This is a genomic window from Micromonospora sp. CA-240977, assembly GCF_050942285.1.
Lineage (GTDB): Bacteria > Actinomycetota > Actinomycetes > Mycobacteriales > Micromonosporaceae > Micromonospora.
Genome location: NZ_CP192055.1, coordinates 5264697 through 5289568 on the forward strand (window position 1 = coordinate 5264697; position 24872 = coordinate 5289568).

Sequence of the window (24872 nt, forward strand, 5' to 3'; positions counted from 1 at the left end):
GGCTACTTGACGGCGCCTGCGGTGAGGCCGGCCTGGATCTGGCGTTGGAAGACCGCGTACACGATGATCATCGGGAGGATGGCGAGGGTCAACGCGGCGAACAACCCGGACCAGTCCGCCTCGTAGCCGGCGTTTACCGAGATATCGGCGATGCCCTGGGTGAGCACCCACTTCTTCTCGTCGGTGAGCAGTACCAACGGGAGTTGGTACTGCGCCCACTGGCCGATGATGTTGAAGATCGCCACGCTGATCAGGCCCGGCTTCGCCATCGGCATCATCACCTGGAAGAACAGCCGGGTGTGCCCGCAACCGTCGATCATCCCCGCCTCGGCGACCGACGTCGGCAGCGTCTTGAAGAACGCGGCCAGGAAGAACACAGTGAACGGCAGGGAGTACGCGGTGTAGACAAGCACCAGCCCGAGGTGGCTGTCCAACAGGTGCAGCTGCTTCACCACGAAGAAGAGCGGCACCAGGGCCAGGAAGACCGGGAAGGCCAGCCCGGAGACGAAGAGGTAGTAGACCGCCCGGTTGCCCCAGAACCGGTAGCGGGCCAGCACGTACGCCGCCATCGAGCCGAGCAGCATGGTGAGGAACGTGCTGCACCCGACCACGAGGACACTGTTGAGGAAGTACCTGCCGACGTTCGCCTTGGTCCAGGCGCGACCGAAGTTCTCCCAGCGCAGCTCCGCCGGGAGCGTCCACGGGCTGCTGAAGATCTCGGTGGTGTTCTTGAACGCGGCGAGGAAGGTCCACAGGATCGGCACGATCACGATCACCGCCCACACGGCGAGCGCGATGTGCCCCAGGCCGGCGAAGAGCCGCACCTCCGAGCGGGGGCCCTTGCTCCCCCGCCCACCGCTGGCGTTCGGGTCGCCGGTCTTCGGCGGTAGTGCCGCCGGTGTCGGCGGCAGCGTCGACTGCGGGTTCATCAGTACTCCACGCTTTCCCGCTTGGTGAGCCGCAGCGTCAGCGCCGCGAACGTGAGGGTGAGGAAGAACAGCGCCACGCCCATCGCCGAGGCGTAGCCGTACTTCTGGTAGACGAACGCGTTCCGGTAGATCTCCATCGCCAGCACGGTGGTGGCGCCGTCCGGGCCGCCCCCGTCCACCGAAAGCACCGCCACGATGGCGAACGCGTCGAACGCCGCGATGCCCAGATACACCCAGGCCACCTGGAGGGTGTCCCAGAGCAGCGGCAGGGTGACCCGGAAGAACAGGGTCACCCTGCTCGCCCCGTCCATCTCCGCGGCCTCGTAGATCTCACCGGGGATGGAGGCCATCCCGGCCGAGAAGAGCACCACGTAGAAGCCGACCGCCTGCCAGACCAGCACCGCGATGATCGACCAGAGGGCCAGGCTCGGCTTGACCAGGAAGAGCACCGGGTCCAGGCCGAACTTCATCAGCACGCCGTTGATCAGGCCGGACTCGTTCGGCCGGTACACTGTCTGGAACAGCACCGCGATGATGGCCACCGCCAGGACCTGGGGGAAGAAGAACACCACCCGGTAGAACTTCGCCCCCCAGACCCCCTGGCGTTGACCGCCGCTGCTCTTGCCGCCCACATTGAGCAGGAAGGCGAAGAACAGCGCGATGGCAATGGTGATCAGCGGCAGGGCAAGCAGCAGTACGCCGTGGTGCTGGACCGCCTTCCAGAAGGCGCCGTCGTCGAGCAGCCTCCGGTAGTTGTCGAAGCCCACCCACTGCGGGGCCGACAGCCCCCGCCAGTTGGTCATCGAGATCTGGAACGCCTGCGCGTACGGCCAGATCACGAAGGTCACGTACAGCGCAACCGGGGGGAGCAGGAACCCGATCACGAATGGATACTTGCCGTGCCGCATGACCCCTACGCTCCGATCAGCGCTTGAACTTGGTGACGGAGGAATCCTTCTTGATCGCGTCGGCGCGCTTCTGGATCCGCTCCACGAAGGCGTCCGCGTTGATCCGGCCGAACATCAGCTCGTTGGTGGCGGCCCGCGCCTCCGTGTCGAGCTCCTTGTACCAGCCGTCGAAGTACAGGTTGAAGACGTCCTGACCGGCCGCCTTGAGCGCGGCCTGGGAGCTGGCCACACCCGGCGGGAAGGAGAAGCCCTCCGAGCCGGCGGTGACCACGGTCGGGGCCTTGACCACCTCGGTGAAGCCCTTCGCGCCCGCCTTCGACAACATCTGACGCATGTACTCCAGGCCGCCCTTGGGGTTCTTGCTCTTCGCCGAGACGAAGTAGCCCTCACCCGCGGTGGCCCGCAACGCCGTGGCCGGCAACTTGTCCGACGCGGTCAGGCTCGGCACCGGCATGAGCTGGTAGTCGAAGCCGGCCGGGGTGTCCTGCTTCTGCTCGCCCTCCAGCCAGTCACCGCTGGGGTACAGGGCGACCTTGTACTGGTTCTGCCGCAGCTGCACGTCGGTGTGCTTGAGCCCCTCGAAGCTCTTGTCGCTGAACTTCGCCCCGACCTCGGCCCACGCCGTGGCGGCCTGCTTGATCGCGTCCTGCTTCCAGGCGCCGTCCTCCAGGTTGTCGATGTTCTTCAGCACGTCGGTGCCGCCGATCTTGGCGGCCTGGGTGAGGATCACGTTCCACTGGTAGTACGCCGCGTTCGCACCGGCGTAGCCGTACGGGGTGATGCCCTTGGCCTTGATCGAGGTGAGCAGGGCGATGAAGTCGTCCCAGGTCTTCGCCGGCGCCCAGCCGTTGTCCTTGAACAGCTTGGCCGAGTACCAGATGCCGAAGACGGTGGAGACGTAGTACAGGACGTACGGCTTGCCGTTGAACGAACCCGCCTCGATGGTGCCCGGCACGACCGTGTCGCGGACCTTCTTCGCCGGGTCGTCGACCGACGGGGCGTCCCACAGCTCGGTGAGGTCCTGGAGCTGGCCGTCGGCGACCAACGCGCCGAAGTCCATCAGCTTCTCGCCCGAGTTGTTCACGAACTCCGGCGGGTTACCGGACGCGAACCGCGGCTGGAGCACCGTGGAGACGGCCTGGGTGGCCTGGTGCTTGATCTCCGCCTTGGGGAACGCCGTCTTGTAGAGCGGCTCGTGCACGTCGGTGGCGTACTTCTCGCCGTAACCGCCGTTGAAGATGACCACCTCGATCGCGGCGTCCTCCTTGACGCCCAGCGGGTTCTTCTCACTCTTGGTGCCACCGGCGACCTGCTCGTTCTCCTTGCCGCCGCCGCTTGTCGCGCAGGCGCTGAGCAGGCCGATGGCCGGAGTGGCGAGCACGCCCACGGCGGCGGCGCGGCGCAGCACCGTGCGACGGTCGAGTGCGGCCGGGTGTTCGGGGGTATTCGACATCGTCGTCTCTCCTTGTGGAATTCGGGTCAGGCGGTACGCCGGAGACGCCCGGCGTACCGCGACTCGAGGGCGATGTTGTGCTCGTCCCCACCGGGGACGTTGGCGGAGAGGTAGATAGGGGGCACCTCTCCGGCCTGGTGGAACCGTCGTACGACCTCCGCGGTCAGCAACTGCGCCAGCAGCGCCGTGGTGACCGAGGAGACCGCACAGACCGCGCCGCCGCCCTCGAGCGGCAGCAGTGCATCGCCGTACGGCGCGCCATTGTCCAGCACGACGTCGGCGAGGTCGGCGAGCCGCTGACCGGACGGATGCCGTGGAGCCACCCGTGCCGTGTGCTCGACCGAGGTGACCGCGATCAACGGATGACCGCGCTCGGTGACCAGCGCCGCCAGCTCTACCACCGAGCCGTTGATGCCGGACTGGGACGCCACCACGAACACGTCACGCGGCTGCGGGGCCGCGAGCGCGTAGATCTGGTGGGCGATGGTGGGGTCGCGTTCCAGCTTCGGGTCGGCGAGCACGTCACGCGGGGCGTCACCGTGCATCACCAGGTCCCGCACCGAGAGCCGGTTGGTGGGGACCAGCCCGCCGGCGCGCGCCACCAACTCGGCGGCGAACGCCTCGGAGTGCCCGGCGCCGAACGCCTGGAGCACCCCGCCGTCGCGCAGGCTGTCGGCGATCAGATCGGCGGCCCGGGTGATCCCGTCGGCCTCCGAGTCGAGCAGTCGGTCGAGCACCGGGCGGACGGCGTCCGCGTACCCCTGGGCGCTGATCATGACAGGGCTCCCTTCGCTGCCTTGTGGCCGTCGACGGCCTGCGCGGTCCGCCGGAAGGCCGCGTGGGCGCGGTCGTGCGTGCGTTGGGCCACGGCGATGTAGAGCAGGTCGAGCACCACGAGTTGGGGGTGCCGGGCGGAGAGCGCGTCCGGCCGGAAGGTGGTGGCCTGGCTGGCCGTCAGCAGCACGATGTCGGCCAGTTCGGCCAACGGTGAGCGGGGGAAGCCGGTGAGCGCGAGCGTGGTGGCGCCCCGGCTGCCCGCCTCGGCGAGCATCTCGATCGTCTCCCGGGTCTGCCCGGTGTGCGAGATGCCGAGCGCCACGTCTCCGCTGCGCAGCAACGCGGCGCTGGCCAGCCCCTCGTGCACGTCGTTCCACGCCCACGCGGCCACGCCGATGCGGTGCAGGCTGAACTGCATCTCCTCGCCGACCAGCGCGCTACCGCTGGCGCCGAAGATGTTCACCCTGCTGGCACCGGCGATCGCCACGGCGGCCCGTTCCACCTCGCCCAGATCGAGCAGGGTGGCGGTGTCGTGCATGGCCCGGGTGTCGGCGGCCATGATCTGGTCGAGCACCCGACCGAGCGGGTCGCTCGGCTGGATCTCGCGTCCGATGTCGACGGTCCAGCCGGCCGAGCGGGCCCGACCGGTCTCGGAGGCGATGCCCAACCGCAGGTCGGCGTACCCCTCGAAGCCCATCGCCCGGCAGAAGCGGGTGATGGTCGCCGGTGAGGTGCCGCTGCGCTCGGCAAGCTCGACGATCGTGGATCGGGCAGCGGCCTCCGGGTCGCTCAGCACATGCTCGGCGACGCGGCGCAGCGCGCCGGTCAGTTCGCCGAGCCCGTTGCGGACGCGGGCCAGCACCCCGTCGGAGGCTGAGGTCCGTCGGTCGATCGCGTGGGCGTCGACCACCGCGGTCCCCGCGGCGGTGTCCACCTCGTGATCAACCATGGGTCGCCTCACCTTTCCGAAAAGACTGTTAACTGTTAGTGGTAAAAGTTCTTACTGAAGGCCCCTCCGTGTCAAGACTGTGGGCGAAGTTTTCAAACTGTTACCTGGCGCACAGCCCGCTCCGCCCGCCGGAACTTGCCCCGCAAGACGTCGCCGACCAGCATGAACAGGCCCGATTCGCCGCACCACCCAAGGAGCCCTGTGCCGATGTCCGACGCCCTCGTGATCGGCCTCGATGTCGGAGGCACGTCCACCCGGGCGACCGCCCTGACCCTCACCGGGCAACGGGTCGGCGCCGGCCGCGCCGGCGGCGGCAACCCCACGAGTCACGGCGCCGACCGGGCCGCCGCCGAACTCTTGACCGCGCTCCGCGAGACGCTCGCCGACCTCGACCCGGCACGGGTGGTCGCCGGCACCATCGGGCTGGCCGGTGCGGGCCGGCTACTCGCCGACCCCGCCGGCCGGGCCGCCTTCGACCGGGCCTGGCACGACGCCGGCCTACGCTGCCCGTACGCGGTGCACGGCGACGCCCTGGTCGCCTACGCCTCCGGCAGCGCCGCACCGGACGGAACCGTCCTCATCGCCGGCACCGGCGCGATCACCGCACAGGTCCACGACCTGCGGCTCGACCGGATCGCCGACGGCCATGGCTGGCTCCTCGGCGACACCGGCTCGGGCTTCTGGCTCGGCCGCGAATCGGTACGCCGACTGCTCGCCGACCTGGACGTCGGCCGCCCACCCGGGGCACTGGCCACGGCGGTGCTCACCGAACTGCTGGGCAACGCCGACATCGCCGCCCGCCCCCGCACCACAGTGGACGCCATCATCCAGACCGTCACCCGCCGAGCACCCGTCGAACTGGCCCAACTCGCGCCACTTGTCGTGACCGCCGCCGGCCACGGCGAACCCGTCGCCGTCGCGCTGATCGCCGAAGCCGCAGCCCACCTGGCCGAAAGCGTGAGCCGAATCCGCCCCGCCGACGCGACGACACCCGTCGTACTCGGCGGCGGACTACTCACCGCGGACACCCCGCTGGCCACCGCCGTCCGCACCGAACTCGCCAAGCACTGGCCCAACGCGCCACTGCACACGGCCGGCGACGGCGCGGCCGCCGCAGCCTGGCTCGCCGCCCGCGACCTGCCCGAGGTCACCGACCCGGCAGCCCTGCACGCCCGCCTGTTCCCCACCACCTGACCCCCGCCCCTGCCACCGCGCCCCCGGCAATGCGAACCCGGAACACGGAACACGGGACGCCGGGACGCCGGGACGCCGGGACGCCGGGACGCCGGGACGCCGGGTCATGATCACGCTCGATCGTGGATATAGTCCCCAACTCGCGCCGCGAGGCCACTACATCCTGGATCGAGCACGATCAAGGCAGGCACGGTCGCCCCGCGCCCGCTCAAAGCCGTCCCGCACCCGCCACTCGACCACCCCCACCGACCGACGCTCAAGATCCGCGCACTTTCGGTGAAACTGCTGCCTCACGGGGCGCTGAGGCAGCAGTTTCACCGAAGTTGCGCGGATCTTGGACGCGGGAGGGCAACCGACGCGGGAGGGCCCCCGAGGCGGGAGGGCCCCCGAGGCGGGAGGGCCCCCGAGGCGGGAGGGCCCCCGAGGCGGGAGGGCCCCCGAGGCGGGAGGCGCGTGAGGCATGCGGGCGGGGGCGAGGCATGTGGGAGGGTGCGCGAGGCGGGCGGGCGCGCGAGGCATACGGGAGGGGCACGACCTACCTGAGCTGGCCGGCGGTGAGGCCGGACTGCATCTGCTGGAGCAGAATCGCGGCACTGATCAATCCCGGACACGCTGCCCGGAGGAAGGGCCGAAAGTGACCGCACCCGTGGACCACCTCAAGCAGAGCGTCCCTCTGCACGAGGAGCAGGTTCCGGGCGGTCATGGTGCCCCGGTAGGTGCCGGCGTCGCCCTTGTCACCACCACCGCTGGCGGCACGACCGGGACAGCAGACCAGCAGCGGGGGTAGCCAGCAGGCCGGCAGCGGCACGGCACCACGGGATGCCAGACCTGTTCAGCCGATCTCTTCCGCCGGTGGGTCGGGCGGATCGTCGCCGTGCGGGAGGAAGGCGCCCGCCACGCGAGGCGCACAGATTCCCTCCACTCCACGCTCTGATGCGAAAGGGTTCCTGCGACAAGCCAGGCCGGGACTTCAAGCCCTCGGCCTCCAGAACAACCCTGGCACGATCGACAGCGCGACGTTCGTTTTCGGACACTCGCCTCGGGCTCGCTGGCGGCCGTTCAGTCCCGAGCCTGCCACCGTCGGCAATCCCGAGATACGCCACCGCGTCGCGTCAGGACAGCAGTTACATCACGTCGGGTGGGCACGCTCATCCGGCGGCCGGCAGCGCGGCGCGACGCCGGGCCGCGGCACCGGCGCTCGCCGCGTGCAGCGCCACAGCCAACACCGCGAACGCCACCCAGCCGGCCGCCAGCGCAGCGACCGTCGAGGTGTCCTGCCAGATGTGGTACGCCGTCAGGAAGCCGACCAACGCCAGGCTGTTGCGGGCGAAGTGCCGGGTGAACGCCACCAGGTCGCGGCGGCTTTCGATGGCCACCAGCACCCCGGAGTACGGGAAGGTCACCACCATCGCACGCAGCAGCTCGCCGAGCAGCCCGGTGAGCGTCGCACCCACCAGTATCACCAGCAGCTTGACCGGCGCCGGTAGCCGGGTTCGGCCTGCCTCCGCCATCTGCGGCCCGGACCCCGCCTGCCGCTCCGCCGACGGCAGCGGCACACCCGACGATGACGACGGCAACGGCCCGCCCGACGACAACGGGCCGCCCGACGACAAGGCCCCGGCCGACGACGGCGCGGTCGGCGCAAGGGGGTGCCGGCGCAGCAACAGCATCGTCACCGCCCAGAGCGCCACGGTGCCCACCAGCGCCGGCCAGAACGGCACCGGTACGGCGAGCAGGCCCGCGCTGAGCGCCACGTACCCGATGATTCCGGCGGCGTCGGCGACCAGGATCGGCCAGCGCAGCCGGTGGTGTGTGACCGCCACGACGACGAAGAACAGGTTGAGGCAGAGCACCCCGAGCAGTTGGGCGCCCTGCACCCGGTGCCCGGTGCTGACCAGGGCCAGCGTCATCGGCAGCGGGAGACTGTAGACCAGCGCACGCATCCGCACCGACCGGATCAGACTGACCGCCCAGACGACCACGGTCACCAGCAGTACGGCCTGCACGGTCATCGGCGGCTCACCCTCCGGTCGTCGTCACTCGACGCCACACCCACTCGACGCCACAACCACTCGACGCCACAACCACTCGACGCCACAACCACTCGACGACGCAACCAACCAACGTGACAAGCAACCAACCAACGCCGCAACACGTCAACACCACAGTCAGTCCAGGAAGGTCGCCGCCTCGACGCAGGCCTCGAAGACGTCGGTCAGCCGGGCCAAATCCCCGGCATTCAGCGAGAACTGGTTCTCAGTGATCTCGCCGTGCGCGCTCATCCGGCCCTCCCAGCACGCCGCGCCGTCCCACACTGTCAGGTTGACGTGGCGGGAGGCATCGACCACGCCCCACGGCAACAGGCCCACCCGCACCCCGGCCTGGCGCTGGGCCCGTACCAGTTCGGTCAGCTCGTCGGTGAGGCCGGCGTGCAGGAACACCCGGGTGATCCGTACGCCCCGGGCCAACGCCTCGGTGTTCGTCGCCCAGTAGTGGCGGCCGATCTCGCCGCGCCACCAGCTCAGTTCGCCGCTGGCTCTCGGCATCACGTTGGTCACCGCGTCCAGCCGGCGTACGCACTCGCGGGTGCCCCCGAGCAGGTCCTGGCAGTCGCCACCGGGCCGGATGACCCGACCGGCGCGCAGTTGTTCGGTCTCGGCCCGCAACCGCTCGAAGCGACGTCGGGCCTCCTCGGCCACCCGGGTGCCCGGGTACCGCTCGACCGCCTCCCGGCTGCCGGTGACCACCTCCGGTACCGCGTGTACGAGCCAGTGCGGCCCTTCCAGGAGGGTCCGCAGGTGGAACCGGCGCTCGGCGCGGGCCAGCGAGTCGACAAGCAGCGAGATGGTGGTGCCCATCAGCCCGGCGAGCAGCGACTCCACCCCGGTTGCCGCGTTTGTCAGGTCCAGCGTCACGGAGAGCGTCAGCGACAGCAGGATGCCGACCAACGCGACCGGGTCGGTGTGCGCCAGCAGCCGGACGAATCCACCCGCCGAGGCGATCCGGCCGGCACGGCGTCGGCGGAGCAGATCGGACATCGACGTACCTCCCGGGCGCCGGCTGAGGTCAGCGTACGACGGGACGACAAGGGCGCCCCGGTACGATCCTGCGGTGCCCGAGCTGCCCGTACCGCTGCCTGTCGGTGCGCCGGACGACCCGGCCGCCGGCGTCGCCCGGTGGGTGGGCGCGGATCCGGTCCGGGGTCTGGTCGCCCGGTTCGGCGGTACCTGGCCCGACGGTGACCTGACCGAGGTGCTGCGGTTTCTCGACGAGTTCTCGGCGACGCACTGGGACTTCCGGGGTGGCCGGGAGCGGCCCGAGGCCCGGGAACCGGATCTCGACCCCGAGACCTCCGAGCTGGTGCTCGCCGCCGCGGCGGCGCTCGGCCTGGTGTGGCCGGTGCCGCCGACCCGGCCGGCGTACGCGCACCTGGTCGTCCTCGGCGGTCTGGGGCACGCCTGCGTGCGCCGGGTCGCCTACGCCGCGCACCTGCTGCGCGCCGGTCTGCGGGTGACCGGCGAGGTCGCCGTGCTGGGTAGTTTCCGGCCGCTGTCGGACTGGGAACGGCGCACGCTGGCCGATGCCGGCCTGCCCGGCGACGAGACCGAGGTGGACGTGCTGGACACGGCGGTCCGGCGGGTGTTCGAGGTGGCGGCCCCCACGGAGCAGGCCGGCGTCGACGCGGGTCACCCCCACCAGTCCTGGTCGTCGCGGACCTACCGGCCGGCGGGCCTGCCACCGGTGCGGGTGCTGGCCGCGCCGTCCAGCGAACCGCAGCGGCGGCGCGCTCACACCGCCGACACGCAGCGCTTCTGGGCCGGGCACGCGCGGGTCGCCCCGGGCGACCAGATACTGATGGTCACCGCGCCGATCTACGTGCCGTTCCAGCACTGCGACGCGCTGCGCACCCTGGCCCTGCCCTACGGGTGCGGCATCGACACGGTCGGCGTGGACCCGGCGCTGGCCGACCTGGCGGTCCTGCCCGAGCAGACCCTCACCCCGGGGCGCTACCTCCAGGAGATCCGCTCGGCGATCCGCTCGATGCGCGCCCTGCACTCCGGGCTGCACCCGCGCTGACGGTCGGCGGTGTCCGCTGGGCCTGGCCTCAGCCGGCGGTGTCGGCCACGGCCTGGGCGAAGACCTCGGAGCGGTGTTCGAAGTTGCGGAACCGGCCGTAGCTGGGCGCGGCCGGCGACAGCAGCACCACCCCACCGGTCGGGGTCACCTCGCGGGACAGCCGGACCGCGTCCACCAGGTCGTCGACCAGTTCGGTACGCACCTTCGGCAGGCCGGCGAGCGCCTCGACGATGCGGGTGCCGCTGTCCGGGATGCCGATCACGGTCAGCTCCCGCTCGGCCAGGTGCTCGGCCAACGGCGTGTAGTCCAGGCCCCGGTCGTTGCCGCCGACGATCACGGTCAACGGCCGCCCGTCGTACGCGTCGATGGCGTGCATGGCCGCGTACGGGCTGGTGGCCAGTGTGTCGTCGACGAAGGTCAACCCGGACGGGTCGGTGATCTCGGTGAGCCGGTGGGCCAGCCCCTGGAACTCGGCGACCGCGACGGCGAGGTGGTCCTTGCCGGCCACCACGTCGACGCCGAGCGCGTCGAGCACGGCGAGTGCGACGCACAGGTTGCCCTCGTTGTGCCGGCCCACCAGCGGCAGTACGGCGCGCGGGAAGAGCGGCTGGTCGCCGAGGTGGAACCAGGGCGTGCCGTCGAGGCCGGGGGCGACGTGGGTGGTGTCGGGGTGACCGGCCCGCACCGCCGGCAGGTCACCCAGCTCGGCGGCGAGCCGGGGGTCCCCACCGTTGACGACGATCGTCTGCGGGTCGTGGGCGAGCAGGTTGAGTTTGTCCCGGTAGTACTCCCGCTCCCCGCCGTGCGCGTCCAGGTGTTCGGGGAAGAGCGCGGTGACGACCGCCACCCGGGGTGAGTCGGTGAGGTCGCTGCACTGGTAGCTGGACAGTTCCAGCACGTACAGCTCGGCGTCCGGCAGGTCCAGGGTCGGCACCCCGATGTTGCCGCCGAAGACGTTCGGCCGGCCCGTCGCGGTGAGCAGGTGGCTGATCAGGCTGGAGGTGGTGCTCTTGCCCTTGCTGCCGGTGACCCCGACGGTGCGCGCGGCGTGGTCGGCCATCCACAGCGCGGTGCCCTGGGTGACCAGGACCCCGCGTCGGCGCAGCTCGACCATCCACGGGTGGGTCTGCGGCACGCCCGGGGAGCGGACCACCACGTCGGCGGCGGCCAGCCGAACGAACCCCGCCTCACCGGTGACCAGCGGCGCGGCCTCGGCCAGCGGGCCGTCCCAGGGCAGGGAGAGGAAGTTCGCGCTGTCGTCGACGGCGACCAGCTCGGCCGGGCCGTGCGCGGCGATCGCTGTCACAGCGGCGCGTCCCTCCCGGCCGGTGCCCCAGACGGCGACGGTACGTCCGCGCAGGTCAGACAGGCGCACTGGGCTCTCCTCGGGGGTCGCGGCGGCAGCGGGGCGGGCCCGGTCCGGACACGGCCGGACGAACCAGGGCCTAGTATGGCGTGTGCCCAACGAGCAGCTCCGGCGGATGGACGCCTTCACCTTCCCGTCCTACTCGATCGACTTCGCCACCGGTGAGGTGTTGTTCGACTACGCGCTGACCGGTCCGGCCGGTGAGCAGCGGTTCACCGAGGTGATCACCCTTCCGCTGCCGGCGGAGCCGCCGTCGGACGAGACGGTGGCGACCCTCGGCCGGGTGCTGGAGGTGCTGCACCTGGTCGCCGGGGTCAGCTACTACAAGACCGCCGCGCCGCCCCGGCTCGTGCTGCCGGCGCCGCTGGGCACGGCCACCGTCGACTACGTCACGGCCGTCTACACCAAGGGCCTCGCCGAGTACGCGTACCGCAACCAACTGCCCCACGTGCTTGAGTTGCGCCCGGAGGTGCCGGCCGGCTCGCCGGACGCGCCACGTGTGTACGACGACTCCGATCGTCGTCCGCTCTCGGCGGTCGGCGGCGGCAAGGACTCGATCGTCAGCCTGGAGGCGCTGCGCCGGGCCGAGTTGGACCCGGTGCCGTTCTCGGTCAACCCGAACCACGTGATCGTCTCGGTGAACGAGGCGTCCGGGCTGATCCCGCTCGCCGCGCGTCGGCGGATCGATCCGGTGCTGTTCGACCTGAACGCGGCCGGCGCGCTGAACGGGCACATCCCGGTGACCGCGATCAACTCGCTGATCGCGGTGGCGACCGCGGTGCTGCACGGGCTGGGTCCGGTGGTGATGTCCAACGAGCGCTCGGCGTCCGACCCGAACCTGGTCTGGGACGGTCACGAGATCAACCACCAGTGGTCCAAGGGTGTCGAGGCGGAGGGGTTGCTGCGGGCGTCGCTGGCCGAGCACGCCGGCCTGACCGAACCGTACTTCTCGCTGTTGCGCTCGCTCTCCGAGCTGCACATCGCCCGGCTGTTCGCCGAGTTCACCCGCTACGACGACGTGGTGACCAGCTGCAACGCCGCGTTCAAGCTGCGGGACGCGAGCGAGCGCTGGTGCCGTGACTGCCCGAAGTGCCGGTTCGTCTTCCTGGCCATGGCGCCCTTCATGCCGCGTGAGCGGATCACCCACATCTTCGGCGGCGATCTGCTCGCCGACCCGGAGCAGATCCCCGGCTACCGCGAGCTGCTGGGCGTGGACGGGCACAAGCCGTTCGAGTGTGTGGGCGAGGTCGAGGAGTCGGTGGTGGCTTTGGGTCTGCTCGCCGAACAGGACCAGTGGCGTGACGCCCCGGTGATCCGAGCCCTTGTCGAAGCCGTTCCGGCGACGGCCTGGTCCGCGGTGGCCCACTCGGACGTCTTCACCCCGGGCGGCCCCAACCACATCCCCCCGACCTACGCCAAGGCCCTGAACGCCCTCACCTAACCCCCACCCCTCCCCCTCCGATCCAGTTGATCATGAGGTTGTCGCCACTCTCGTGGGCGTGTCAGAGGGCTAACCTCATGATCAACGCGGGATGTGGGGGTGGGGTGGAGTGGGGTCAGGGGGCTCGGACCGCTTCCAGGGCCAGCAGGGCCACGTGTAGGGAGAGGCTGGCCTCCACCGAGTCGAGGTCCACGTCGAGGATGCGGGCGATGCGGGCCAGGCGTTCGTAGAAGGCCGGCCGGGACAGGTGGGCGGCGGCGGCGCCGGCGGACTTGTTACGACCCTGCTCCAGGTACGTGCGCAGGGTGTCGAGCAGCCGCTCCCGGGGGTGGCGGGCGTCGTACTCGAGCAGCGCCCCGAGTTCGCGCTCCACGAAGGTCTGCAACCGGGGCTCGTCACGCAGCAGGTGCAGCAGCCCGGCCAAACCGACGTGGGGCAGCCGGAAGATCGGCAGGTCACGCGGATCCCGCCGGGCCGCCTCGGCGATCTGCCGAGCCTCGACCAGCGACCGGCGGGCCTCCCGCGGCGTGCCCACCCCCGATCCAGCGGCCACGATCACGGCACCCGGACCACCACCCCGGGGAACATCGACGCCCACCGGTGCCGGGGACGGATCGATGGCGACCGCCGACCGGGGCACGTCGCCGCCGGAGGATGCACGACCGGTGCCGGCGTCGAGGCGTACCCGGCGTAGTGCGCCGGCGAACGCGGACAGCGCGCGGTCCTCGGCGGCCGGGTCGGTCAGGGCCAGCAGCACACCCACCGAATTGTCGTCGACCGCGCTGGTGAGCGCTGTCAGCTTCGCCTCGCGCAGCGCCTGGCCGACCGCCTCGGACAGGTCCCGCAGCCGGGCCTGCGCGGCCTCCGGGCCGCTCTCCCCCGCCGGGTCCTCGGCCCGGTGTCGGACCATCACGCCCACCAGGTGCCGACGGTCGAGCACCACGCCGAGCGCCTTGGCCCGCAGCGCGACCTCGTCCACCGGCCGGGAGTGGTCGAGGAGCGCGGTGAGCAGGGTGCGGTGGATCTGCCGTTCCAGCCCTTCGGCGTCGCGGCGGATCAACCGGCCCAGCGCGAGGGTGGACGCGGCCCGCTCGATCAGGATGGTCAACCGGGTGGGCGGGCCGGCGGCCGGCTCGCTGGACTGGGCGCTGGGCACGTCGCCGCTGGCCGGCCAGCGCAGCAGCAGCCGTCCCCAGTCCTGCCCCCGGGCGCCGACGACTGTCACCAGCCAGCCGCTGTCCGGGTCGTACGCGGTCCGACCGGCCGGTCGGATCCGCCGGGAGTGCTGCTCCCAGCCGTCCAGCAGCCGTTCGGCGCTCTCCCCGGCCGGGTCGTATCCCAGCACCTGACGGGACAGGTTCTCCAACACCACTGGGCAACCGGACAACTCGGCGGCCTGCCGGATCACCTCGGCGGCGTCGGCGCCCTCGACGGACAGGTCGTTGAAGCGCTGGTGGATCTCCTCGGTGGCGCGCAGCTCGGTGAGCTGCGCGTCGACGATCAGGGCGTGTACCGCCTCGGTGATCCGCACGAACGGGGTGGCGCGGCGCAGCTCCACCAGGGGCAGCCCGCGCCGCTCGGCGGCGGCGACCATCACCCGGGGCACCCCGCTGACGTAGCGGCGGCCCAACTCGACGACGAGCCCGGAGACCCCGACGTCGGCCAGGTCCCCGATGAACGCGCGTAGCCCGGCGTCGTCCCCGGGTAGGCCGATGCCGGTGGTGAGCACCAACTCGCCGCCGCCGAGCAGGGTGGCGATGTCCGGCACCTCGGCGACGTGCACCCAGCGGACCGGCCGGTCCAGCCCAGCGTCCCCGGCGACCGTGCGCGGCGCGCCGTGGCGAACCGGGCCCAGGGCGAGGACCTCACGCACGGTAGGGAACACGGCCGACACGCTACCCTCCGTGATGCCGGATCTCGACATTCGCCGGGCGACATCACGAGGGGTCGGCGCGCGTTCGTTCAGTCGACGCCGAACTCCATGGCGGCCCGGTCGAGCGCCTCGTCGTCGGCGGAGGCGACACCCCGGGAGGCGATGGCTTCCGCGCCGCCCTCCGGCATCGCGCCGATCAGCCCGGTCGAGGCCGCCTGCGCGGCGCCGACCATCCGCTGCGGGGTCCCCCCGCCGACCATGCCGAGGTTGGCGTACTGCTCCAGCTTCGCCCGCGAGTCGGCGATGTCCAGGTTGCGCATGGTGAGCTGGCCGATCCGGTCCGACGGGCCGAACGCCGAGTCCTCGGTACGCTCCATCGACAGCTTGTCCGGGTGGTAGCTGAAGGCCGGGCCGGTGGTGTCCAGGATCGAGTAGTCCTCGCCCCGGCGCAGCCGCAGGGTGACCTCGCCGGTGACCGCCGTGCCGACCCAGCGCTGCAACGACTCGCGCAGCATCAGCGCCTGCGGGTCCAGCCAGCGGCCCTCGTACATCAGGCGGCCCAGGCGGCGACCCTCGCTGTGGTAGTTCGCCAGGGTGTCCTCGTTGTGGATGGCGTTGACCAGCCGCTCGTACGCGGCGTGCAGCAGCGCCATGCCGGGCGCCTCGTAGATGCCCCGGCTCTTGGCCTCGATGATCCGGTTCTCGATCTGGTCCGACATGCCGAGGCCGTGCCGGCCGCCGATGGCGTTGGCCTCCAGCACCAGGTCGACGGGGCTGCCGAACTCCTTGCCGTTGATCGTCACCGGGCGGCCCTGGTCGAAGCCGATGGTGACGTCCTCGGTCGGGATCTCCACCGACGGGTCCCAGAACCGGACGCCCATGATCGGGCTGACCGTCTCGATGCCGGTGTCGAGGTGCTCGAGGGTCTTCGCCTCGTGGGTGGCGCCCCAGATGTTGGCGTCGGTGGAGTACGCCTTCTCGGTGCTGTCCCGGTAGGGCAGGCCGCGCTCCAGCAGCCACTCCGACATCTCCTTGCGCCCACCCAGCTCGGTGACGAAGGCGGTGTCGAGCCACGGCTTGTAGATGCGCAGCTGTGGGTTGGCCAGCAGGCCGTACCGGTAGAACCGCTCGATGTCGTTGCCCTTGAACGTCGAGCCGTCGCCCCAGATCTGGACGTCGTCGGTGATCATCGCGCGCACCAGCAGGGTCCCGGTCACGGCCCGGCCGAGCGGCGTGGTGTTGAAGTACGCCCGTCCGCCCGAGCGGATGTGGAAGGCCCCGCAGGTCAACGCCGCCAGGCCCTCCTCGACGAGGGCGGCGCGACAGTCGACCAGTCGGGCGACCTCGGCGCCGTAGCTGAGCGCGCGGCCGGGCACCGAGGCGATGTCAAGCTCGTCGTACTGGCCGATGTCGGCGGTGTAGGCGCAGGGCACGGCGCCCTTGTCGCGCATCCACGCGACAGCTACCGAGGTGTCGAGGCCGCCGGAGAAGGCGATGCCGACACGTTCGCCGGTGGGCAGGGAGGTGAGAACCTTGGACACGGGGAAAATTATGCAACAGAGCGCATGAGCATGCAAGCCGGAGTGAATTAATCGCTGCCGTCCAGCGGATCGTCGCGACCCAGCTCCCAGAAGGCGACCGCCGCGGCGGCGGCGACGTTCAACGAATCCACCCCGCGTCGCATCGGGAGCCGCACCCGGACGTCGCTGGCGCTCTGCGCCGCGCCGGTCAACCCCGGGCCCTCGGCACCGAACAGCAACGCCGCCCGCGCCCGCTGGGCCGCGGAGAGCCGCTGCATCGGCAACGCCTCCGCCGCCGGGGTCAACGCCAGCACCGTGAAGCCGGCCTCCCGCACCTGCTCCAGGCCCGCCGGCCAGCGGTCGAACTTGGCGTACGGCACCGCGAAGACCTCGCCCATGCTGACCCGGACACTGCGCCGATAGAGCGGGTCGGCACAGGTCGGCGACAACAACACCCCGTCGATGCCGAGCGCGGCGGCGCCCCGGAAGACGGCACCCAGGTTGGTGTGGTTGTTGATGTCCTCCAGGACCACCACCCGACGTGCGGCGGCGAGCACCTCGGCCGCCGTCGGCAGCGGCCGGCGGTGGAAGGACGCCAACACCCCCCGGTGTACGTGGAAGCCGGTCGCCCGTTGCAGCACGTCCTGCGTCGCGGCGTAGACGGGCGCGTCGCCGGTGTCGAGGTCGGCGAGTTGGTCGATCCGCTTGGCGTCGACAAGGTACGACCGGGCCGGGTAGCCGGCCCGCAACGCCCGGCGCAGCACCAGCTCGCCCTCGGCGATGAACAGGCCGTGCGGCGGCTCCCAGCGGGTGCGCAGTTCGACGTCGGTGAGCGCGCGGTAGTCGGCGATGCGGTCGTCGTCAGGGTCGGTGATCTGGTGGACGGGCACCCGACGATTCTGCCGGACGGCGTACCTCGCCCACCGATGCCCACCGGTGGGGTGTTTTGTCCTCAGGAGAAGGGGAACGACCCGCGGAGTACCGGATCCGACGGGAAGGACCAGCCAGGTGAGCACAGCGCACACCGAACCGGGCGAAGCCGGCGCTCTCCCCCGGCACCCCACCGTCGCCGACCACATCGTGTCGCGACTGTTCAGCTGGGGCGTGCACCGCTACTTCGGCTACCCCGGGGACGGCATCAACGGCCTCACGTCCGCGCTGCAACGCACCGCTGGCCGCGCCCAGTTCATCCAGGTCCGCCACGAGGAGACCGCCGGCTTCGCCGCGTCCGCGCACGTCAAGTACGGCGGCGGGCCGCTGGGCTGCGCCCTGGTGACAAGCGGCCCGGGCGCCATCCACCTGCTCAACGGCCTGTACGACGCCAAGCTCGACCACCAACCGGTGATCGCCCTGGTCGGGCACACCGCGACCACCGCCGAGGGCGGCGGCTACTACCAGGAGGTCGACCTGCTCGCCCTCTACAAGGACGTGGCAGCGGCGTTCCTCGCTCAGCTCGACCACCCGGCACAGGTACGCCACCTTGTCGACCGGGCGTGCCGCACCGCGCTGGCCCGGCGTACCGTCACCGCCCTGATCCTCCCCCTGGACATCCAGGACGAGCCGGCCATCCCGGACCCACCCCACGCGCACGGCTACTACCAGACCAGCAACGTGCCGAGCAGCACTCCCACGGTGCCGCCGGAGGCCGACCTACGCCGGGCCGCCGAGGTGCTCAGCGGTGGACAGCGGGTGGCCATGCTGGTCGGGCAGGGCGCGCTGGGCGCGCAGGAGGAGGTCCGCGAGATCGCCCATCGACTCGGCGCCGGGGTGGCCACCGCGCTGCTCGGCTTCACCGTCGTCGACCATCGCGAGCCATGGGTCACCGGGGCGATCGGGCTGCTCGGCACCCGACCGAGCTGGCAGTTGATGACCGGCTGCGACCGACTGCTGATCGTGGGCAGCAACATGCCGTACTCGGAGTTCTACCCGCCGCCCGGCCAGGCCCGCGCGGTGCAGATCGACCTGGACGGCACCCAGCTCGGGCTGCGCTACCCGACCGAGGTGAACCTGACCGGCGACGCCCGTCCCACGTTGCGGGCGCTGCTGAACGAGCTGGGCCCCGGACCCGGGCCGACCGCGTGGCGGGCGGAGATCACCGAGGCCACCTCCGCGTGGCGTCGCGTGCAACGGGACCTGGCCGAGCAGACCGCCGACCCGGTCAACCCGCAACTGCTCTTCCACACCCTCAACGAGCGGTTGCCCGACGACGTGCTGCTCGCCGTCGACTGCGGCACCACCACCGCCTGGTACGCCCGCCACCTCCAGGTCCGCCCCGGGATGCTGGCCAGCCTGTCCGGCACCCTGCTGTCCATGGGTGGCGCCATGCCGTACGCGCTGAGCGCCAAGTTCGCCCACCCGGACCGACCGCTCGTCGCGCTGATCGGTGACGGCGCCATGCAGATGAACGGCGTCAACGAGCTGATCACCGTGGCGAAGTACTGGCGCGGCTGGGCCGACCCCCGGTTCGTGGTGCTCGTGCTCAACAACCGGGATCTGGCGTTCGTCAGCTGGGAGCAGCGGTCCACGGAGGGGACGCCGATGTTCCCGGACAGCCAGCAGTTGCCGGACATCGCCTACCACCAGTGGGCCCAGGTGCTCGGGCTGCACGGTGAGCTTGTCGACTCTCCGGAGCAGGTGCCGGCGGTCTGGGACCGGGCGCTCGCCGCCGATCGACCGGTGGTCATCAACGCCCTTGTCGACCCGGCCGAGCTGATGCTGCCGCCGCACTTCACGGCCGAGCAGGCCCGCAAGACGGCGGCGGCGGTGCTGCGTGGTGACACCGACTGGGCGGGCATCGTCCGCCGCGGCATCCCGTCGACACTCGCGAGCTACCGCCCCCGCCGCCGCAAGGGCTGACCGGGGGCCGTGCTCCACTCGCGATCCCCGAAGGCGGCCTTCCCGCCCGTCGGACACCCCGACGGCACGGATGGCGAGTGGAGCAGAGCGCGGGTCAGCCGCGGCGGTCGAGCCAGCGTTGCAGGGCCGAGCGGGGATCCTCGGTGGGCGGCTGTCGGCGCTCCGGGACCGCGGGTCGCTCCACCGGGCGGTGCGGGTCGCCGGCCAACTCGTGGCTGGGCGCCACGAACGCCTTCTCCGGCTGTCCCTTCACGGCGGTGGCGATGACCCGGGCCACCGCGTCGATCACCTTGCCCTGCACCGCCGAGCCCACCGAGTCGGCCGGGTCGTCGGGGTTGGCGGCGATGCCGGCCACCGCGACCTGCGGGGTGAACCCGACGAACGTCTCCGTGGAGTTCTGCTCCGAGCTGCCCGTCTTACCGGCCACCGGCCGGCCGTCGAGGATGTCGTTCACCCCGGTGGCCGTGCCGCCGTTGCACTGCCCGAACGACGACTGCTGGCCCACCGGGCAGCGCGCGGCGTCGGTCGCGGCACGGGCGACGTCGGCGTCGAGGACCCGCTTGCAGGACGGCTGCCCGACCGGCACCTTCTCCCCGTCCGCCGCGGTCACCGACACCACCGGCACCGGCGTGCAGTAGGTGCCCTCGGCGGCCACCGTGGCGTACGCGTTGGCCAGGTCCAGCGGGGTGGTGGCGGCCACGCCGAGGGTGAACGAACCCCAGTTCGCGGCGTTGTTCTTCGCGAAGGCGGCGTCCGAGTCGGCGCGGAACGTGATGCCGAGCCGCTGCGCCATCTCGACGACCTTGTCCTGGCCGACCTGCTCGGCAAGCCAGACGAAGTAGGTGTTCACCGAGCGGCCGAAGCCGTCCCACATCATCCGGTACCCGTCCATCCAGTCCGGGTTGGCGTTGGCCGGGCACCAGTGCCCGTCGCAGCTACCCGGGCCCTCGGCGGCGTACCGGGTGGGCAGCTTGGCGGGCGCGTCGAAGCCGGTGGAGAGGGTACGGCCCGACTCCAGCGCGGCGAGCATGGTGAACAGCTTGAACGTCGAACCGGCCTGGTACCCGTCGACGCTGGCTCCGCCGGAGATCAACGGGTTGACGGTGTTCGGGTGGTTCGGCTGCCCGGCCGGGTTGTCGGCCAGGCTGTAGTGCCTGTTGACCGCCATCGCCAACACCTGCCCGGTGCCCGGCTGGACCGCCGCGATCGGCAGGGCGCGCTTGTTGTCGTAGGAGTAGACCTTGGTGGCCTGCTGCTGCGCGGTGGCCTGGATCTTCGGGTCCAGCGAGGTGACCACCGTGTAGCCACCGGAGCGCAGGGCCTGCTCGCGCTCCGCGACCGTCGCACCGAACGCCGGCTGGGCGACCCACCACCGTCGCAGGTAGTCACAGAAGTAACCCCAGTCGTCGTGGCCCTGGGACACGGCGGTACAGCCGTTGGGCTGAGCGGTGGGGTGCAGGGCCAACGGCTCCGCCTTGGCCTGGGCGGCCTGTGCAGCGGTGATCGCGCCGGTGGCGACCATCGAGTCCAGCACGTACGAGCGGCGGGCCAACGCGTCGTCCTTGTCGCCGCTGATCGGGCTGTACGCGTCCGGGGACTGCACCAGGCCGGCGAGCAGTGCCGACTCGGCGAGGGTCAGCTGCGCCGGCGGCTTGCCGAAGTACCGCTGGCTGGCCGCCGCGATCCCGTACGCGCCGGAGCCGAAGTAGGCGATGTTCAGGTACCTGTCGAGGATCTCGTCCTTGCCGAGGCTCTTGTCCAACGCGCTCGCGTACCGGATCTCCTGGATCTTGCGCCCGACGGTGGGGTCGGTGGCGGCGGCGCGCTCCTCGGCGGTGCGGGTGGGGTCGGTCTTGAGGACGTTGCGGACGTACTGCATGGTCAGGGTCGAGCCGCCCTGCTCGGTGCCGCCGCCCTTGACGTTGGCGACAAGTGCCCGGGCGAGGCCGCGCAGGTCCGCCCCACCGTGGTCGTAGAAGCGCCGGTCCTCGGCCGCCACGATCGCCTGCCGCATCACCGGGGCGATCTCCGACAACGGGACGTCGGTGCGATTCACGTCGTAGAACGTGGTGATCAACGTCTTGCCGTCGTTGGCGTAGAGGTACGAGCGCTGCGGGGTGGCCGGGGTCTTCAGCGAGTCCGGCAACGCGGCGTACGACCCGAGCGCGGCGCGGGCGCTGAGCCCGAGCAACAGGTTGCCCGGTAGCGCGGCGACTGCCAGGACAAGCCCGGCCAACACGCCGGCGAGCAGCACGGTGAACAGCCGCGACAGCGGCGAGCGGGGGGCGGCCATGGTCCCCAGGATTGCCACGGAATTCGGGAAACGGCCAGCCTGGGCGGCGATTGTCAGGCAATTCACCGCCAACCGTGGCAGCGGCCCGACAGTCAACCACCCAGGACGCCGCTCCAGCGGATGAAACCGGGCAACAGGAGCACCGCGCACACCAGCGCCAGAACCGTCATCGCCAACGGCAGCCGCGCGCGCCGCAACGCCCGGCGCAGGTACTCCTGCCGGATCTCCTGCTTCTCCGGCTCACTGAAGTCGCGATCGATGTAGAGGTCGGCGTCGCGTTCGGCCGCCTGGAACAGGTGCGCCGCCCAGGTCAGGAAGCCGGCGGCGACCACCCAGAGCGCCGAGTCCAGCGCGATCTTGCCGGTGGAGACGTCCGTGCCCGCGGGGCCGGTGGAGACGGACGTGAGCATGTTGATCCCCGCCCCGGCGAAGAGCCCGGCCAGGAAGTTCAGCGTCGACGGCGCTGGCACCGCGATGCTCACGCGTCATCCTCCGGCCCGAAGTCCGGCCACGGCAGATCCGGCCACGCGACACCGCAGACCAGCCGCCCGAGGGCGTCGATCTGCTCCAACAACTCCCGATCGGCATGCTCGTCGAGGCGGCTGGTCAGCTCGGTGAGCTGAGCCCGGTAGGACAACTGTTCATTGATCACCTTTTCCACCGCCGGCGTGCGCATCGGCCCGTCGCGCTTGGCGATCCGTTCCCGGATGGTCCCCTCGATCTGCTCGCATCCCCGCTGCCAGGCACGCAGATGCCGCCGGCTCAGGGTCGCCCCCTTGGAGGACGACGCGACAGTCTGCGGCTCCACGGCCACCTCCGACGGCTCGGACGGCTCCGGCCGACCCTGGTTGATGACGTCGCCGAACAGTTTCAGGCTCTCCAACTGCACGATCCGCCACACGATGTCGGCGAGTTGGGCGGCCACGAAGGGAATGCGCAACCGCTCCTCGGGCGCGGTGGACAGCAGCGCCCGGCTCTTCCGCTCGGTGGTCATACGGTGGAACAGCGTCCTCAGGTGGTCCCGGGTGCCGTTGGCGGCCCCGGTGCAGAGCAGCGTCGCCTCCAGCACCTGGGCCATGTCGATCTCCCGCCCCTCGGTGGTCCACTCCCCCTCGCGCCCCATCAGCCGGGCATGCGCGGTCTTCATCTCCGGGCGCATCGGCACCCCGGCGCGCACCAGGGCGCTGAGGCACATCGCGGTGGTGGCCTCCTCGCGGTTCCACGTGCCGGTGCCGCTGCGCCACCAGTTGTCGAACGGCCCACCCTCGGACACCGGCCGCAGGAGCCAGTTGCAGGCGTCCCGGACCACCGGGTGGTCCACCCGCAGGTTCGCCTGACACAGACCGAGGACCACCCGGGCGGTCACCCACGGCACCCGCGCCGGGTAGAAGTTGCCGTCCTCCTCCTGGGCCTCGCGGGCCACCTCGACCAGCCGGTCGATCCGCTTCTGATCCTGGTGGACGGCCGGCGCGGAACCCTCGAAACCGAGCAGGAGACCGAGCACCCAGTTGCGGTACATCCGCCCGGTGTCCAACTGCTCGGCGGACATGCCGGCGAGGTGCGGCGCCGCCCCGAAGATCGCGTCCTCGGTCGCCATCGACTGCCGGATCTCGTCGAAGTCCGCACAGTCGGCGGTCACCCGGTCCACCGGCTCGGGCAGCCCGCAGCCGGGCCCGTCGTACTGCCAGCGGGTCCGCACCTCACCAGCGATCTTCAACCAGGAGTCGACGTGGTTGAGCTGGTTGAGCGCGCTCGCGGCGAAGACGGCGGCGCCGGAATTGTCCCCCCAGGACGGGTCGTCGGCGCTTCGTTTCCGCAACGTCCGGCCGAGCCGGATCAGCGTCTCCCAGGTGCTCAGCAGGTGCAGCGTGTCGGTCCGCGCCGTGTCCGGCGAGATCAGCTGATCCAGCCGGCTCAGCGTCGCCTTCATCAAGCGCTCCCCGCCGCGCTGGAGATGCAGCCACACGTTGCGCTCGGGGCTGTTCCACCGGCGGTCGGCGTCCCAGTGCTGGCGGGCGTGGTTCATCACGAGCTGCGCCCGGCGGCGGGAGCCGATCAGGTACGCGCCGTCGATCTGGTAGATGAGGCCGTCGTCGCGCAACCGTTGCAGCGTGGCCAGCAGCGGACCCGCCTCCCGGGTGGCCATCTGCAACTCCAGTACGCCCAGGCAGGCCACGCGGTACAGCACCTCGCGCTGGTCGTCGCCGGTTATCTGCCGGGTGTAGTACGCCTCCAGGTCCGCCTCGGTCGGCACGGTGCCGCGAGTGCCGTAGAGGTCGATCGCTGTCAACGCGATGTGCACGTCATCCTGGGCCAGCTGCTGGATCGTCGGCCAGTGCGCCTCGCTGATGCTGTTCTCCACGAGCAGCTGGCTAATCAGCGGCCGCCCCTCGGCGAGGACCTGGCGCAGCTCGCGGGTGGGTTCGCCGCCAGCGAGGTTGGGCCCGGCCGACTTCCAGCTCGTGGCGAGCACCTGCACCTGGAGCCCGAAGTCCGAGCGCAGCCGGGTCACACAGTCGAACAACTCGTTGAGCACCAGCGGGTTCGCGTGCAGGTTCTCCAGGACGAGCAGGTAACGGCCGGTGCGGCTGCGCGACTGCTCCAGCAGGGCCAACACGATCGACTCTGGACCGTCGGCCGGGTCGGCGAGGTTGAGCCACACGACGCCGTCGTCGGCCGCGAGCCGCTTGTCGGCGACGTTTGCCACAAGCGCCGACTTGCCGCAGCCGTGCTCGCCGATCACCACCACGTCCCGGCCCGCCTCAAGCTGCCGTTCGACCTGGGTGGAGCTGTCGGTCAACCGGTCCAGCCGGGAGTAGTACGCCATCGCGGTGGCCGAGGGCGGCTCGGCGTGCCCGACCCGCCGGGGCCGCCAGCCGGAGGGGAACGGATCCTTCTGCAGGGCGTACGAGAGCAGCACCAGCGGCGTGACACCGTGCTTGCCGTCCCCGAAGGCGGTGGCCCGGACGTCCTTCTCGGAGAGCCGCACCTCGGTGGGCTGCCCCATCGCCTCCACCCGGATGACAAGCTCGTGCCCCACGCCGTCGCGGAACTCCGTCGAGGCGCTGACGACGCGCAGCGCGGCGGGCCGCTCGTCCAGCATGGCGGTCTGGGCGTTGAGGTCCTTGTGGGCGGCGGTGAGCAACTCGTACGCGCCCACCTCGGGGCTGAGAGCCTTGACGGCCGGCCAGGGCGAATAGTCGGGCACCGACCCCCCCTTCGGCGATCACCGTGGG

At 71.2% G+C, this 24872-nt stretch carries 18 protein-coding genes; 4 read left to right on the forward strand and 14 right to left on the reverse strand.

Features of this window, described 5'->3' with window-relative positions; all coding sequences use genetic code 11:
- Positions 1–2 precede the first annotated feature (2 nt).
- The 5 genes from ACQPWW_RS23790 to ACQPWW_RS23810 are packed head-to-tail and all read right to left on the reverse strand — an operon-like array spanning position 3 to position 5016.
- Positions 3–929, reverse strand: a complete 927-nt coding sequence (locus ACQPWW_RS23790) for a carbohydrate ABC transporter permease (RefSeq protein ID WP_433125650.1) — start codon at positions 927–929, stop codon at positions 3–5.
- Positions 929–1837 carry a carbohydrate ABC transporter permease gene (locus ACQPWW_RS23795; RefSeq protein ID WP_433125652.1) on the reverse strand — a complete coding sequence of 303 codons (909 nt, stop codon included), beginning with the start codon at positions 1835–1837 and terminating at the stop codon, positions 929–931. The genes ACQPWW_RS23790 and ACQPWW_RS23795 overlap by 1 nt, the downstream gene beginning before the upstream one ends.
- 16 nt (positions 1838–1853) lie before the next feature.
- Complete coding sequence (ngcE, locus tag ACQPWW_RS23800) at positions 1854–3290, reverse strand: N-acetylglucosamine/diacetylchitobiose ABC transporter substrate-binding protein (protein WP_433125654.1); 1437 nt, start codon at positions 3288–3290, stop codon at positions 1854–1856.
- A 26-nt stretch (positions 3291–3316) separates the two neighbouring features.
- Positions 3317–4066, reverse strand: a complete 750-nt coding sequence (locus ACQPWW_RS23805) for a sugar isomerase domain-containing protein (RefSeq protein ID WP_433125656.1) — start codon at positions 4064–4066, stop codon at positions 3317–3319.
- Positions 4063–5016: a MurR/RpiR family transcriptional regulator gene (locus tag ACQPWW_RS23810; RefSeq protein ID WP_433125658.1), complete on the reverse strand. Its 954-nt coding sequence runs from the start codon at positions 5014–5016 to the stop codon at positions 4063–4065. Before ACQPWW_RS23810 ends, ACQPWW_RS23805 begins: the two co-directional genes overlap by 4 nt.
- 207 nt (positions 5017–5223) lie before the next feature.
- Between ACQPWW_RS23810 and ACQPWW_RS23815 the strand changes: the two genes are divergently transcribed.
- Positions 5224–6210, forward strand: a complete 987-nt coding sequence (locus tag ACQPWW_RS23815; protein ID WP_433125659.1) for an N-acetylglucosamine kinase — start codon at positions 5224–5226, stop codon at positions 6208–6210.
- Positions 6211–7358: 1148 nt separating this feature from the next.
- Here the strand turns inward: ACQPWW_RS23815 and ACQPWW_RS23820 are convergent.
- Together ACQPWW_RS23820 and ACQPWW_RS23825 are read right to left on the reverse strand one after the other, a co-directional pair.
- Entirely contained in the window at positions 7359–8222 is an 864-nt protein-coding gene (locus ACQPWW_RS23820) for a hypothetical protein (RefSeq protein ID WP_433125661.1), read from the reverse strand.
- 156 nt (positions 8223–8378) lie between these two features.
- On the reverse strand, positions 8379–9248 hold the full coding sequence (locus ACQPWW_RS23825; protein ID WP_433125663.1) for a hypothetical protein: 870 nt from the start codon (positions 9246–9248) through the stop codon (positions 8379–8381).
- Between the two features lie 73 nt (positions 9249–9321).
- On the opposite strand from ACQPWW_RS23825, the gene ACQPWW_RS23830 reads away from it, so the two are divergent.
- The gene (locus ACQPWW_RS23830) at positions 9322–10287 is read left to right on the forward strand and encodes a hypothetical protein (protein WP_433125664.1); all 966 of its coding nucleotides are present in this window, start codon (positions 9322–9324) and stop codon (positions 10285–10287) included.
- 28 nt (positions 10288–10315) lie between these two features.
- On the opposite strand, the gene murD is transcribed toward ACQPWW_RS23830, so the two are convergent.
- Positions 10316–11662, reverse strand: a complete 1347-nt coding sequence (gene murD, locus ACQPWW_RS23835) for a UDP-N-acetylmuramoyl-L-alanine--D-glutamate ligase (RefSeq protein WP_433125665.1) — start codon at positions 11660–11662, stop codon at positions 10316–10318.
- A gap of 82 nt (positions 11663–11744) precedes the next feature.
- On the opposite strand from murD, the gene ACQPWW_RS23840 reads away from it, so the two are divergent.
- On the forward strand, positions 11745–13094 hold the full coding sequence (locus ACQPWW_RS23840) for a hypothetical protein (protein WP_433125666.1): 1350 nt from the start codon (positions 11745–11747) through the stop codon (positions 13092–13094).
- Positions 13095–13209: 115 nt separating this feature from the next.
- Here the strand turns inward: ACQPWW_RS23840 and ACQPWW_RS23845 are convergent, their stop codons facing one another.
- The 3 genes from ACQPWW_RS23845 to ACQPWW_RS23855 all read right to left on the reverse strand — a co-directional run bounded on the left by ACQPWW_RS23845 (position 13210) and on the right by ACQPWW_RS23855 (position 17443).
- Positions 13210–14988: a PucR family transcriptional regulator gene (locus ACQPWW_RS23845; protein ID WP_433125668.1), complete on the reverse strand. Its 1779-nt coding sequence runs from the start codon at positions 14986–14988 to the stop codon at positions 13210–13212.
- A gap of 68 nt (positions 14989–15056) precedes the next feature.
- Complete coding sequence (gene argG / locus ACQPWW_RS23850) at positions 15057–16508, reverse strand: argininosuccinate synthase (protein WP_433125669.1); 1452 nt, start codon at positions 16506–16508, stop codon at positions 15057–15059.
- 47 nt (positions 16509–16555) lie between these two features.
- Positions 16556–17443 carry a TrmH family RNA methyltransferase gene (locus ACQPWW_RS23855; RefSeq protein ID WP_433134520.1) on the reverse strand — a complete coding sequence of 296 codons (888 nt, stop codon included), beginning with the start codon at positions 17441–17443 and terminating at the stop codon, positions 16556–16558.
- A 52-nt stretch (positions 17444–17495) separates the two neighbouring features.
- Here ACQPWW_RS23855 and ACQPWW_RS23860 point away from each other — a divergent pair, with 52 nt between their 5' ends.
- On the forward strand, positions 17496–19343 hold the full coding sequence (locus ACQPWW_RS23860; protein WP_433125670.1) for a thiamine pyrophosphate-requiring protein: 1848 nt from the start codon (positions 17496–17498) through the stop codon (positions 19341–19343).
- Between the two features lie 94 nt (positions 19344–19437).
- On the opposite strand, the gene ACQPWW_RS23865 is transcribed toward ACQPWW_RS23860, so the two are convergent.
- From ACQPWW_RS23865 to ACQPWW_RS23875, 3 genes are read right to left on the reverse strand one after another with little or no spacing between them, the layout of a single operon-like run.
- Complete coding sequence (locus ACQPWW_RS23865) at positions 19438–21702, reverse strand: transglycosylase domain-containing protein (protein WP_433125672.1); 2265 nt, start codon at positions 21700–21702, stop codon at positions 19438–19440.
- 26 nt (positions 21703–21728) lie between these two features.
- On the reverse strand, positions 21729–22118 hold the full coding sequence (locus ACQPWW_RS23870) for a hypothetical protein (RefSeq protein WP_393362760.1): 390 nt from the start codon (positions 22116–22118) through the stop codon (positions 21729–21731).
- Complete coding sequence (locus ACQPWW_RS23875; RefSeq protein WP_433125673.1) at positions 22115–24844, reverse strand: hypothetical protein; 2730 nt, start codon at positions 24842–24844, stop codon at positions 22115–22117. Before ACQPWW_RS23875 ends, ACQPWW_RS23870 begins: the two co-directional genes overlap by 4 nt.
- Between the last annotated feature and the right edge of the window lie 28 nt (positions 24845–24872).

Coding starts and splice junctions, on each gene's coding strand:
- ACQPWW_RS23820 (WP_433125661.1), bottom strand. CDS start 8,222: ATGACCGTGCAGGCCGTACTGCTGGTGACCGTGGTCGTCTGGGCGGTC.
- ACQPWW_RS23825 (WP_433125663.1), bottom strand. CDS start 9,248: ATGTCCGATCTGCTCCGCCGACGCCGTGCCGGCCGGATCGCCTCGGCG.
- ngcE (WP_433125654.1), bottom strand. CDS start 3,290: ATGTCGAATACCCCCGAACACCCGGCCGCACTCGACCGTCGCACGGTG.
- ACQPWW_RS23810 (WP_433125658.1), bottom strand. CDS start 5,016: ATGGTTGATCACGAGGTGGACACCGCCGCGGGGACCGCGGTGGTCGAC.
- ACQPWW_RS23790 (WP_433125650.1), bottom strand. CDS start 929: ATGAACCCGCAGTCGACGCTGCCGCCGACACCGGCGGCACTACCGCCG.
- ACQPWW_RS23795 (WP_433125652.1), bottom strand. CDS start 1,837: ATGCGGCACGGCAAGTATCCATTCGTGATCGGGTTCCTGCTCCCCCCG.
- ACQPWW_RS23815 (WP_433125659.1), top strand. CDS start 5,224: ATGTCCGACGCCCTCGTGATCGGCCTCGATGTCGGAGGCACGTCCACC.
- ACQPWW_RS23805 (WP_433125656.1), bottom strand. CDS start 4,066: ATGATCAGCGCCCAGGGGTACGCGGACGCCGTCCGCCCGGTGCTCGAC.